Source organism: Actinomycetota bacterium, from assembly GCA_040754375.1.
Classification (GTDB): domain Bacteria; phylum Actinomycetota; class Acidimicrobiia; order Acidimicrobiales; family AC-14; genus JBFMCT01.
Genome location: JBFMCT010000063.1, coordinates 1 through 11,899, shown reverse-complemented (window position 1 = coordinate 11,899; position 11,899 = coordinate 1). Strand labels below are relative to the sequence as shown.

The 11,899-nt window shown below is 72.6% G+C and carries 13 protein-coding genes; 11 read left to right on the top strand and 2 right to left on the bottom strand.

Annotation, left to right across the window (positions count from 1 at the left end):
• Positions 1–278, top strand: a 278-nt coding sequence (locus AB1673_16590) for a nickel-dependent hydrogenase large subunit (GenBank protein MEW6155582.1), incomplete at its 5' end; no start/stop codon positions are given.
• Between the two features lie 140 nt (positions 279–418).
• Positions 419–1,102, top strand: a complete 684-nt coding sequence (locus AB1673_16585; protein MEW6155581.1) for a hypothetical protein — start codon at positions 419–421, stop codon at positions 1,100–1,102.
• Positions 1,103–1,106: 4 nt separating this feature from the next.
• Here the strand turns inward: AB1673_16585 and AB1673_16580 are convergent, their stop codons facing one another.
• The gene (locus tag AB1673_16580) at positions 1,107–1,733 is read right to left on the bottom strand and encodes a methyltransferase domain-containing protein (GenBank protein MEW6155580.1); all 627 of its coding nucleotides are present in this window, start codon (positions 1,731–1,733) and stop codon (positions 1,107–1,109) included.
• Positions 1,734–1,808: 75 nt separating this feature from the next.
• On the opposite strand from AB1673_16580, the gene AB1673_16575 reads away from it, so the two are divergent.
• From AB1673_16575 to AB1673_16565, 3 genes are all read left to right on the top strand, one after another.
• Positions 1,809–2,807, top strand: coding sequence for an NAD-dependent epimerase/dehydratase family protein (locus AB1673_16575; GenBank protein ID MEW6155579.1), 999 nt, complete (start codon positions 1,809–1,811; stop codon positions 2,805–2,807).
• A gap of 100 nt (positions 2,808–2,907) precedes the next feature.
• Positions 2,908–3,939 carry a DegT/DnrJ/EryC1/StrS family aminotransferase gene (locus AB1673_16570; protein ID MEW6155578.1) on the top strand — a complete coding sequence of 344 codons (1,032 nt, stop codon included), beginning with the start codon at positions 2,908–2,910 and terminating at the stop codon, positions 3,937–3,939.
• A complete protein-coding gene (locus AB1673_16565) occupies positions 3,936–4,664 on the top strand; it encodes a glycosyltransferase family 2 protein (protein ID MEW6155577.1) in 729 nt (242 codons plus the stop codon). Before AB1673_16570 ends, AB1673_16565 begins: the two co-directional genes overlap by 4 nt.
• 35 nt (positions 4,665–4,699) lie before the next feature.
• Here the strand turns inward: AB1673_16565 and AB1673_16560 are convergent, their stop codons facing one another.
• Positions 4,700–5,428 carry a class I SAM-dependent methyltransferase gene (locus AB1673_16560; GenBank protein MEW6155576.1) on the bottom strand — a complete coding sequence of 243 codons (729 nt, stop codon included), beginning with the start codon at positions 5,426–5,428 and terminating at the stop codon, positions 4,700–4,702.
• A gap of 110 nt (positions 5,429–5,538) precedes the next feature.
• On the opposite strand from AB1673_16560, the gene AB1673_16555 reads away from it, so the two are divergent.
• From AB1673_16555 to AB1673_16530, 6 genes are all read left to right on the top strand, one after another.
• Positions 5,539–7,317, top strand: coding sequence for an SDR family NAD(P)-dependent oxidoreductase (locus tag AB1673_16555; GenBank protein ID MEW6155575.1), 1,779 nt, complete (start codon positions 5,539–5,541; stop codon positions 7,315–7,317).
• Positions 7,314–8,720: a hypothetical protein gene (locus AB1673_16550; GenBank protein ID MEW6155574.1), complete on the top strand. Its 1,407-nt coding sequence runs from the start codon at positions 7,314–7,316 to the stop codon at positions 8,718–8,720. The genes AB1673_16555 and AB1673_16550 overlap by 4 nt, the downstream gene beginning before the upstream one ends.
• Positions 8,717–10,276: a hypothetical protein gene (locus AB1673_16545; protein ID MEW6155573.1), complete on the top strand. Its 1,560-nt coding sequence runs from the start codon at positions 8,717–8,719 to the stop codon at positions 10,274–10,276. The genes AB1673_16550 and AB1673_16545 overlap by 4 nt, the downstream gene beginning before the upstream one ends.
• On the top strand, positions 10,273–10,647 hold the full coding sequence (locus AB1673_16540) for a hypothetical protein (protein MEW6155572.1): 375 nt from the start codon (positions 10,273–10,275) through the stop codon (positions 10,645–10,647). The genes AB1673_16545 and AB1673_16540 overlap by 4 nt, the downstream gene beginning before the upstream one ends.
• On the top strand, positions 10,644–10,862 hold the full coding sequence (locus tag AB1673_16535; protein ID MEW6155571.1) for a DUF6186 family protein: 219 nt from the start codon (positions 10,644–10,646) through the stop codon (positions 10,860–10,862). The genes AB1673_16540 and AB1673_16535 overlap by 4 nt, the downstream gene beginning before the upstream one ends.
• Before the next feature lie 87 nt (positions 10,863–10,949).
• Complete coding sequence (locus AB1673_16530; GenBank protein MEW6155570.1) at positions 10,950–11,831, top strand: DMT family transporter; 882 nt, start codon at positions 10,950–10,952, stop codon at positions 11,829–11,831.
• The last annotated feature ends 68 nt before the right edge of the window (positions 11,832–11,899 follow it).

The window sequence follows — 11,899 nt, the reverse complement described above, 5'->3', positions numbered from 1 at the left end:
TCGAGATGGACAAGGGCAAGCTGGTCAACTACCAGATCACCACCCCGTCCACCCTCAACGCGGCCCCGACCGACCCGTTCGGCCAGCTCGGCCCCTACGAGGAGTGCGTGGTGGGCACGCCCCTGCTCGAGTCGGTCCCCGAGGACCAGATCAAGGGCATCGACGTGCTCCGGGCCGTGCGCAGCCTCAACCCGTGCATGCCCTGCACCACCCACATGGACACCGGCAAGGGCGTGATCGTGCGGGAGGTCAACTCCTGCGGCTGCACGTTCGAGTAGAGCGTCTGTCCCCCGCCCCCTTCGAGGGGTGATCGACGAGCGGGCCCTTTCCGTCGGGGCCCGCTCGTCGCGTCCGGGGACATTGCTCAAGGCAAAAGACACGCTCAAGGCAGGGCCCTTGGGCGCCGATACCCGGGGGGATGAGAAGGCTGCGTGGCCCCTCGGCCGTGGTAGTGGCCGTTACGGTCGCCGCCGGGCTGCTCACCGGTTGCGCCGGACGCGGGCCCACCACGCTCACCGCCGGGGACCGCCCACCGGCCGACGGCGGTCCCGCTCGCCTGGTGGTCGTCCACGCCGCCGATCTCCCGGGGTTCGACGAATCGCCCCCGTCCGCCCTCGAGCCGGCCGGGGCCCGGGCCGCCGGGGACTTCGAGGCGTGCGCGGGCGCGGCCGTCACCCTCGACGGCGCCGAACACTCGGCCGTGTCCCCGGGGTTCGTGAAGGACCGCTCGACCCTGGTCACCTCGCTGGCCATCGTGTCTTCCGACCGTCAGGCGGCCGAGAGGGCCATGGACGACCTCAGCCGGTCCGACATCGGGGCCTGCCTCACCGAGCTGTTCACGGGCGTGCTCTCCCTCGACCTGCTGCCCGGGGCCACCACCCGCACCGAGCTCCTCCCGGCCCGCGAGATCGGCGACCAGTCCGTGACCTGGCGCACGACGATCTCGGTCGGCCCCGGGGCCGCTCCCGCCCAGGTGTTCTCCGACCTCACCTTCGTGCGGTCGGGCCGGACCGTGGCCGCCTTGTTCAGCGTGGGCGTGGGCCAGCCCTTCCCTTCGGCCGAACGGGCCCGCGTGCTCGACCGGATGCTCGACCGGATGTAGTAGCTCAGCCCCGGGCCGGGGCTGACCTGACGGAGCGGCGCCGGGCGCCGGTCATCAGATGGTGGGGCTGAGGAAAGCCCCGGTCGACGGCCTCGCGGCTCACGACCAGACCGGCATCTTCCATCCACTGCTCCAACTGCTGGGGCGCGGGGCCACCGTGGGGCCCGGGCAGCTTCCACCGCGGTCTCGGGCCCATCTCCTTCACCAGCAGCACCCCACCGAGGGCCAGTTCGAGGGCGCACGAGCCGACCAGGCCCTCCTGGGCAGCGGGGTCGAGCCGGGCCAGGGCGTCGACCAGCAGGACGGCGTCCCACGGCCCCTCGGGCACCTCGCCCGGGGGCGTGAGCTGGAACTCGCAGCGGGCCGCCCGGGAGCCGGCCCGCCGAGCGGCCAGGCGGGCCTGCACGATGTCGTCGAGGTCCCCATCGGTCCCGACCACGTCGCGCTCGGGCGAACCCAGGGCGAGGTGGCAACAGATCACCCCCAGGCCGCACCCGACCTCGAGGACCCGCCCTCGGGCCGGCACCCGCTGCCCGACGGCCCGCACGGGGGTAGTCGCCCAGCGGGCCCACGCCCGGGCCCGGGCCCGGCCCGGCGACCCGGAGTACAGAGCGAGGACGTCGGGCACCACCGGCCCAGCGTCGCACACCTGACCGGGTACGCCGGGCACGCCGGGGCGGCCGCGGGCGTCAGTAGGATCGAGCCTGTGCCCGCCCCAGACGCTGCCCCGTTCGCCGGCAGCCGCTGCCTGGTGACGGGTGGGCTCGGCTTCATCGGGTCCAACCTCGCTCGCAGTCTGGTGGAGGCCGGGGCGCACGTGACGGTCGTCGACGCCCTGGTGCCCCGCCACGGCGGCAACCGCCGCAACCTCGACGGGGCCGGTACGGGCGTCGAGGTGGTCGTGGCCGACATCAGCAACGCCACCGCCGTGTCCGACGCCGCCTCCCGGGCCGACTACGTGTTCAACCTGGCCGGCCAGATCAGCCACGTCGACTCCATGGAAGACCCCATCGCCGACCTCGACCTCAACACCCGCAGCCACCTGGCCTTCCTCGAGCTGCTGCGCCGGGTCAACCCCACGGCCCCGGTCGTGTACGCGTCCACCCGCCAGGTCTACGGCCGGCCCCGCTACCTGCCTGTCGACGAGGACCACCCGGTCAACGCGGCCGATGTCAACGGCATCTCCAAGTACGCGGCCGAGCAGTTCCACCTCCTCTACGCCCGCACCTACGGGATGAAGACGTGCGCCCTGCGCCTGACCAACGTCTACGGGCCCCGCCAGCGGCTGCTGGGCGACCACCAGTCCTTCATGGCCGTGTTCCTGCGGCTGGCCCTCGAGGACCAAGCCATCGTCGTGTACGGCGACGGTTCTCAAGAGCGCGACCTGCTCCACGTCGACGACGCGGTGGCCGGTTTCCTGCGGGCTGCCCGGGCCGAGGACGCCTGGGGCCAGGTCTTCAACCTCAGCCACGACGACACCCTCACGGTCCGCCAGGCGGCCGAGGCCATCGTGGCCGCCGCCGGGACGGGCTCGGTCGAGCTCGTCCCCTGGCCGCCCGAGCGCGCCCGCATCGACATCGGCACCTACCGCGGCACCTCGGCCAAGGCCAAGCGGGTGCTGGGCTGGGTGCCGTCGGTGGCCTTCGCCGACGGCATGGCCGCCACCATCGCCTACTACCGCCCCCGCCTCGATTGGTACATCTGACCCCTCGCGAAACCTGCGCGGGAAACGTGGGCGAAACGCCCACGTTTCCCGCGCAGGTTTCGGGGGTGGCGCCCGTCCCCCGTACCTGCAGGGGCTGGTGATGGCGGTGGTGCCGGTGGTGGACCTGGGGAGGAGGTGGGCGGCGATGGCCGGCGAGGCCCATGAGGCCGCGGCCCGGGCCATGACGTCCGGGCGGCTGCTGCTGGGCGAGGAGACGGCGGCCTTCGAGGAGGAGTTCGCCCGGTTCGCCGGGAGGCGTCACGCCGTGACCGTGGCGTCGGGGACCGAGGCCCTGCGCCTGGCGCTGGTGGCCATGGGGGTCGGGACCGGCCACGAGGTGATCGTGCCCGCGCTGACGGCCGTTCCCACCGTCTACGCGGTGTGCGCCACCGGGGCCACGCCCGTCGTGGTCGACGTCGACCCGGGCACCGCCGCCCTCGACCTCGACGCGGCCGCCGCGGCCGTCACGGCCCGCACCCGGGCCGTGGTCCCCGTTCACCTCTACGGCCGGCCGGCCCCCATCCCCGACATCGGCGTGCCCGTGGTCGACGACGCCGCCCAGGCCCACGGGGCGGTCCCGTCGTCCCCCACCGTGGCCACGGCCTACAGCTTCTACCCGACCAAGAACCTGGGGGGGATAGGCGACGGCGGGGCCGTGGTCACCGACGACGGCGACCTGGCCGCCCTCGTCCGCCTCCTGCGCAACCATGCCCGCGAGGACGGCTACGTCCACCGCCACGTGGCCGGCAACAGCCGGCTGTCGGAGGTGGAGGCGGCCGTGCTGCGGGTCGCCCTGGCTCACCTGCCGGCCCACAACGCCCGCCGCCGCTCGATCGCGGCCCGCTACCGGGCGGCTGCCCCCCACCTGGCCTGGCCCGCCGACCACCCCGACCACGTGTACCACCTGTGCGTCGTGCGCTCTCGCGACCGGGAACGGTTCCGGGCCGCGCTGGCGTTCTCCACCGACGTCCACTACGCCACCGCCATCAGCGCCCAGCCGGCCTACGGACGGTTCGCCCCCCGGCCCTGCCCCCAAGCGGAGGCCTGGGCCGCCGAGTGCGTGACGCTGCCGTGCTTCCCGGAAATGGCCGACGACGAGGTCGAGTCGGTATGCGAGGGGCTGGCCCGGTGAACCCGGCCGTCGGGTCGCTCTCGGCCTTCTTCCCCTGCTACAACGACGCCCCCACCATTGGCGGGCTGGTCAAGACGGTGGCCACCACCATCGAGCAGTTGGGCATCGCCGACTTCGAGGTGATCGTGGTCGACGACGCGTCCACGGACACGTCCCCCGAGGTGCTGGAGGCCACGGCTCTCGAGGTGCCCCAGCTCCGCGTCGTCCGCCACCCCTTCAACCGGGGCTACGGCGGGGCGCTGATCTCGGGGTTCAACACGGCCCGCAAGCAGTGGGTCTTCTACACCGACGGCGACGGCCAGTACGACGCCGCCGAGCTGGCCCTGCTGGTGGAGGCGGCCACCGACGACGTCGACGTCGTCCAGGGCTGGAAGAAGAGCCGTTCGGACCCCCTCAGCCGCAAGATCGTGGGCTGGACCTACCAGCGGACCGTACGTCGCCTGTTCCGCCTCCAGGTCCGCGACGTCGACTGCGACTTCCGGCTGATCCGCCGGGAGGCGCTCGAACGGGCCCAGCTCTTCCACACCAGCGGCGTCATCTGCGTGGAACTGGTCCGCAAGCTCCAGGACAATGGGGCCAGCTTCGTGGAGGTGCCGGTGAGCCACCACCCCCGCCGCCACGGTCACTCCCAGTTCTTCAACCCCCGCTCGGTGGCCCGCGCCTTGGGCGGGCTCCTCATGCTCCGCCTCGAACTGTTCCTCGAACGCCACCGGGGCAAGTGGTAGCTGGTCCCGGCGGGAGCGTGCGCCCCGCGGCACCCCTACTTGGTCGCCACCGCGGCCACCGAGACCCCCACGGGTAGGTCCCGCCGGGCCAGTAGCCGGCGCTCGGTGGCCGTCAGGGCGGTGAACACCCGGTCGAGGGACCGCCCGTGCTGGAGGTCGGACTTGGCGGCCACCGGCGAGCGGCGCGCCACCCGGGAGGCCAGGGCCAGGGCGGCGGCCGGGGGCACCAGGTAGGAGTGCACGTAGGTGGCCCGCTGCACCTGGAACCCGGCCCCCTCGATCATGGCCAGGAACTCGGCCCGCCGGTAGCGGCGCACCACGTTGCACACCACGTCGTGGCCCCGGCGCAAGGCCGGGAAGGCGGCCTCGATGAAGAAGGCGGCCCCGCCCGGCTTGACCACCCGTGCGACCTCGGCCACCGCCCGGTGGTCGTCGGGCAGCATGGCCAGGACGGTCACGGTCACGGCCACGTCGAACGATCCCGAGGCGAACGGGAGGTCCCCGATGCTGGCCCGCACCGGGCTGGTGGCCGGCCACCGCCGCCGGACCAGGCGCATGGCATCAGGTGAGATGTCCGCCCCCACGACCTTGCCGTAGGGGGCCAGGAAGGCGCTGTTCCCTCCCGGCCCGCAGCCCGCGTCGAGGACCAGCGAGCCCGGCTTAAGCCACGGGTCGAGCATCGACGCCATCAGCGCCCGGGTGTGGCGGTACCACCAATGGTCGTCCTCCGCCTGGGCGATGCGTTCGAACTCGTCGGCCTGCATCCCTGATCAGCGTACGGACGGGACGCGCCGATTCGTAACCAAACCGGGCCCTTTCGGTAGTGGACGACGGGAAGGACACTACCGGTCGAGCGGCCCAAGGAGTGCAGCCGATGCCCCATACAGCCCGAAATGCAGCAGTCGTCGTCACCGGTGCGTCAAGCGGGATAGGCCGGGCCGCCGCCCTGCGGTTCGCAGCCGACGGTGCCGGGCTCGTCCTCGTCGCCCGCCGGGGCGCGGTGGTGGACGAGCTGGCCCGGCAGTGCCGCCGGGGCGGAGCCAAGGCGGTGGCTGTCGCCGGCGACGTCACCGATCCCGCCACCACCGAGCGCGCGGCCGCCACCGCCCTCGAGCAGCACGGCCGCCTTGACGTGTGGGTCAACAACGCCGGCGTCTTGATGTTCTCCCGCTTCGGGGAGGAACCCGTCGAGGACATCAGGCGGCTCCTCGATGTCAACGTGATGGGCTACGTGCTCGGTGCCCGAGCCGCGCTCGGGGTGTTCCGGGAGCAGGGACGCGGCACCCTGATCAACGTTGGCTCGGTGCTCTCGGAGGTCCCGGCCCCCTACCTGTCGGCTTATGTCATGAGCAAGCACGCCGGCCATGCCCTCACGGCCTGCCTACGCACCGAGCTACTCGACGCCCCCGGCATCCGCGTATGCGAGGTGCTCCCCGCGGCCGTCGACACCCCGCTCTTCCAGCACGCGGCCAACTACACGGGGCGCGCCGTGAAGGCGCTGACACCTGTCGCCGACCCCGACCGCGTGGCGGCCGCCATCGTCTCGTGCGCCAAGCGTCCGCGCGACCGCGTCCTTCCCGGGGCCATCCCCCGCCTGACGGTGGGCCAGTACGGCCTGTCCCGCCGACTGACCGAGCGAGCCAGCGGGCGGTTGGTCCACCTGTCCCACTTCAGCGAGGCCCCGGCCGAGCCCACGTCGGGCAACTTGCACCAGCCGATCGAGCAGGGCCAGGGGGCCAGGGGCGGGTGGGCGGGCGGCCCATCGGAGGTGGCCCGGCGGGTGGCGATCGGTCCCGAGGCGAACGGCCCCGGACTCGAGGCCCGGCGCATCAGGCCTCGAGCGGTCCCCCCGGTCCCGGTGACCGCGCCTTCGCCGAGCCGGGCCCGGGTCGACGGCCCCGGGGTCCACGCCCGGGAGTGGGGCGACCCCACCCGTCCGACGGTCGTCCTGCTCCACGGGCTGGTGGTGTCCTCCGCCATGGTCGTGCCCACGGCCGAGCGCCTGGCCGGCTCTTTCCACGTCCTCGCGCCCGACATGCCGGGGTCGGGACAGACCGAGGTCCAAGAGAAGGCGCCCACCGTGTTCGACATCGCCGACGCTCTCGAGCAGTGGTGGGAGCCCGCCGTCGGGCACCCCGCCATCGTGGCCGGCAACTCGTTCGGCGCCCAGGTGGCGGTCGAGCTGGCCCTACGCCGGCCCGACCTCGTCGAGGCACTGGTCCTCGCCGGGCCCATCGTCGACCCGAGCGCCAGCGCCCTGGCCAAGCAGCTCTACCGGTGGATGAAAGAGCAGAAGACCCAGTCCGGGGAACTCCGCCGGCTGCTGAGGAGGGAATGGCGGGAGGTCGGGCCTGTGCGCGGCCTGCGCACCTTTCTCCACGCCCGGTCCGACCGCATTGAGGACAAGCTGCCCTTCGTGAGCGCGCCCACCATGGTCGTGCGCGGCACCAAGGACCCCATCGTCTCCCAGGCATGGGCCGAGGAGGTCGCCCGCCTTCTTCCCCGCGGCGAACTGTGGGTACTCGACGGGGTGCCCCACGCCATGGCCCACGACGCCCCCGACGCCTTCGCCACCGTCATCAGCGACTTCGCGGCGAGCACCGATGGAGCGCGCCATGAAGAGGCGAGCACCGAGCAGAGGAAAGCACTATGAGGAAGCCCCCTGAGTTCATCGCCAACTTCGACTCGGCCACCGCCATGGTCAAGGCCACAGCCCGGTACCTGAACGGGAAGGACTTCCCCGCTCTGGGCCTGAGCCCCGTTCTGAAGCCCCCGGCGGCACGGGCCAACATCCTGCCCAAGCCGCTGCGCAAGCAGCTCTACATCTTCAGCGGCTGGAACGAGTCGATCCCCCCCGACAAGATCGACATGGTCGACGTCGAGGAGCTGTCCAGGTGGGCCGCGGCGGCCTACCCGGCGCGCCGGTCCCCGGCCGTGGCCATCGGCTCCTCGAACGGCGCCGCCGTCCACCTTTACGCCGCCCTCGGGGCCCCCTGGCTCCCGCAGACGTTCCTGGTGCCGGTTCGCCAGAAGGTCCACCCCGACGAGCCGACAGTAGCCATGGAGATCGGCAAGGAGCCCGGCGCCGAGTTGCTCCGCCGCAACCCCGACGTGCAGCTCCACCACATGCACGACGCCAACCAGGACCGGTTGATGATCCGCGAGATGACGTACTTCCGCGTCAAGCGCCGGAAGCTGGGGGCGGCCTACGAGCGCTTCCTCCAAGAGCACCTTCCGCCCGGCGGGACCATCCTGGTGACCGAGTGCGAGCAGAGCTGGGGCGTGAGCCGGATCAGCGACCGCCACGTGTTCCAGCACGGCGCCGTCGGCGGCGCCACCGAGGACGAGTTCCACCACGGGAGCGAGCGGGTAGCCGAGTACCTCGACCGCGAGGGTTCGCCCTACCGGAGCTGGCCCGGCCCCGAGCCGACCGAGCGGATGCCCGAGGCGGAGTGGGGGTTCGAAACGGCCCTCCTGGACGACATCCTGAGGGTGGCCCGCGAACGCCGCTACCGCGTCGTCCGTATGCGCTTCCCCGACCCCCAGGCGCTGAGCCCCCTCGTAGCCGACCTCTACCGCTGGTGGTACCGCGAGCGCAACATCCGCTCGAGCCGCCTGCTTCTGGAGTCCTTCATCATCCTGGAGCCGTGGCACACGCTGGCCACCGGCTCGGTGCCCTTCTGGATGGAGTTCAACATGCAGGCCTCGCTGGACGCGGCCCACCGCTACATCGACCGGGCCGGCCCCTTCGAGGACATCCTCATGATGCTGTTCAACCACGGGGTCGAGGCCGTCGGCCTGCCCACCCCCGAGGAATGGGGCACGGTCACGGCCCGGGCCACAAGGCGAGGCGAGTGGCTGGGCGGCACGCCGGGCGAGTTCCCTATGGACTACGCCCAGTTCTCCCGCTACCACACCGAGCTCAAGCGGCTGGCGCCCAAGTACCCGCTGCCGGGGTACCTCACCCTGGGGGCCTTCGAGCGGTTCCTGGCCCAAAGGGCTGACGATTACGACGTGCGCTTCGAGGAGGAGCGGCCCGGCGCCATCGCCGCTTGAACGCCGAGACAGCCCACCCGCGCCAGGCCCTCGGCCTCGCGGGCCTGGCGGCGGTCGTCACCCTGCTGGCTGCGTTCGGCGGCCTGCCACGCTGGCCCGGGTTGACCCACGTGGTCGCCCTACCGCCCCTCGACCTGATCACCGACCTCCAGGCCCTGCTCGTATTCTCGGCAGGCTGGCCGGTGTTCCTGGCCGGGATGTTCGTGTCGCTGGTGGTGCGCTCGGCCGTGCTGGCGATGCTGCTGGGAGGGCTCACCCGGGCGCGCTTCTTGCTGGCGTTGCGCTTCTACCTGCTCGCCCTGCCTCTCTGCATGCTGGCGGCCGTCCCCCTGTACGCGGCCAAGGCGGTGCTTTTCTACCTGTTGTTCTGGATCGGCACGGCGTTGGCGTTGGTGGCTCTCGTCATGTTCGGAGCGGCGCCTTGGCTGGCCGAGGACGGCCGCCTGCGCTCCGGGTTCACCCGGGCCGCTCGCCGGGGCTTTCGGGCGGGGACGCTAGGCGCGTACGTCGCTGTGCTGACCGTCGTGGGGTTCCTGGCCGACGTGTGGGGCCCAGCCGGCAGCGTCCTCCTGGTGCCCGTGTCGGCCGCCCTGACCTACGGCGCGACCTGGGTGCTGCGCTATGACCCCGGGTTCCGAACGGCCCGGCGAGCGGTGGCACTGGCCCCGGCGGCCGGCGCCGTCGCCCTGTTCTCGGTCGTGATGGCGGGACCGGCGGAGGCTCCACCGGCCGAAGCGGGGCAAGGTCCGGGGACGCGCGATGGGTCGATCATGGTCATGTCGGGCGTCGACTCGGCGTCGGGCAGGGGCGCCATACTCGAGGTCGACCCCGGCTACATGGGGTGGTCGTGTGACCGGACCGTCTATTTCTCCTACGCCGGCCCCGGCGACGGCCAGCCTCAAGGTGACGCCCGTTGCCCGATCGACCACGGCGCCCCCTACGAGGAGACCGACACGCTGCGCCCCACGAGCGAGCTTGTGGGGTTCCTGTCGGCCATGTCCCGGGGCCTAACCGCGCCCGGGGTGGTGGCCGGGCACTCCCAGGGCGTATGGCTGGTCTGGGAGGCGGCCGCCCAGGGCCGCTTGCAGAACACCGACGCCATAGTGCTGGTCGGTGCCTTCCCCGAGAACCTCGTGACGTACGCAGCCGAGGGCGAGAGCGGCGGCGGCGCCGTCGGGCGCCACTTCGTGCAGATGGTGGTGCAGGTCCCGAGGCCCGGAGGCACGTCCGCCTTCGACGTGAGCTCGGCGCTCGGCCGTGAGTGGCTCGGGCACCCCAACGCCGTGGAGCAGGCGCTGGCCCAGCCCCTGCCGCCAGACCTACGGGCGTTGAGCGTGGCCAGCGTCTTCGACCTGCCCATGGTCTCGGACCACCGCATCGACGGGGCCACCAACGCCTGCCCTGTACCGGTCGTGCACCCCAATCTTCCCTACGCGGCCGAGCTCCAGGACGTGGTCATGGCGTTCCTCGACGGCGAGCCGCTCCCCCCCTGCCCGTCGTGGCGAACGTTGATCGGGCCGCTGTTCCGGCACTTCGCTACGCCCCCCAACACATGAAGCTGGCGGTCGTGGTGGCGGCGGTCTACGGAGCAGTGGCCATGCTCTTCGCACCGTTCACCCTCGCCCAGCACGTGGCAACGGCCGTTCCCTGCGTTGCCATGCTGACGGCGGCCGTGCTTAGGGGCTGGCACCGGCCCGGGGCCAAGCCCGGCCCGGGCCCTGACGTCAGGCACCGGGCGGGCGTGGCCGTTTGGCTGGTGCTCATCACCCTGGCCGTGACCGTCCAGCTCCTCAACTACTTCGAATGGCCCCGGGACGTTTACCCGACCCTCAGCTCGCTGGCAAGCCAGGTGTTCTCCATCTACCCCGTCCGCGTCGTCGCCTTCTGGGCCTGGCTCGGCCTCGGCTGGTACATCCTCGAACGATGAACCCCCTGCCCGCTGACTGGACGCTCAACGTGGCCATCTGGGCCGCCATCTGGGCCGCCATCGTCGGTTGGCAGCTGGTCACCTTGCGGTCGGGACGGCTCCCGCGGTTCGCCACCGTCGTCCGGCTGGCCCGGCACCGCTGCCTGACCCGCTACGGCTTGGTGCTGTTCTGGGGGTGGCTCGGCGTGCACCTCTTCGTCCGGACGGACTACTGATGCGCGCTGGACAAGGTGCCCGTGATCGCCAGACCACGGCCATCCGCACCGTAGCCCCACCCTGGCCGGGCTACGGTCGCCGCCGTCATGGCCGCCGCCCTTGCCCTCGCTTCAGCGCTTCTCTACGCCCTCAAGTCGGTGCTGCAGCAGAAGGTGGCGGCCGCCGCGCCCATGGAGAAGTCCCTACGGCCCGGCCTGCTCCTGCACCTGGCCGCCCGTCCCCTGTGGCTGGCGGGGACGGCGGCCGACGGCCTGGCCTTCGGCCTGCACTTCCTGGCCCTGAGCTACGGGTCGCTGGTACTCGTCCAGCCGCTGCTAGTGACCAGCCTGTTGTTCGCACTTCCCCTGGGGGCGGCCTTCAGTGACCTCAGGCTGACGGCCCGCCACTGGGCCGGAGCGGTCATGGTGGTGGTCGGGCTGGCCGTGTTCCTCCTGGTGGCCCAGCCCCAGGAGGGCGACCTCTACGCCTCCGGCGCCCGGTGGGCGGCCGTCGGGCTGGGGGCGGCCGCCGTGATCGGGGCGCTGATCGCCTTCGCGCCCCGGTCGCCGGGCCCCGGGCGGGCGGCCACCCTGGCCCTGGCCGCGGGCGTGAGCTACGCCGTGATCGCCGGCCTGCTCAAGGCGACCTCGCAGGCCCTCGACGGCGGCCTGGGTGCGGCTCTGACCACGTGGGAGCCCTACGCGCTGGCCGCCACCGGGGTGTTCGGGCTGCTGCTGGGCCAGAGTGCCTTCCAGGCCGGGCCGCTGAGCACGTCACTGCCGTTGCTGATCGCCGTCGACCCGGTGGCCAGCATCGGCCTGGGGGCGTTCGCCTTCGGCGAGCAGGTGACCACCGAGCCACTGGCGCTGGTGTTGCAGGCCGTGGCCCTGGGACTGGTCGTGGCCGGTGTGTTCACCCTGGGCCGGGCCGAGGTGGCCCTCTTCACCCAGGCCCCGGCCCCGGCCCCGCCCCCGGCCGCACCCGCGTGACCGGCCCGCCCGAGCCCGAGGGCCACCCCGCCACCGAGCCCGGCGCGGGCAGCCAGCCGGCGGGCGGG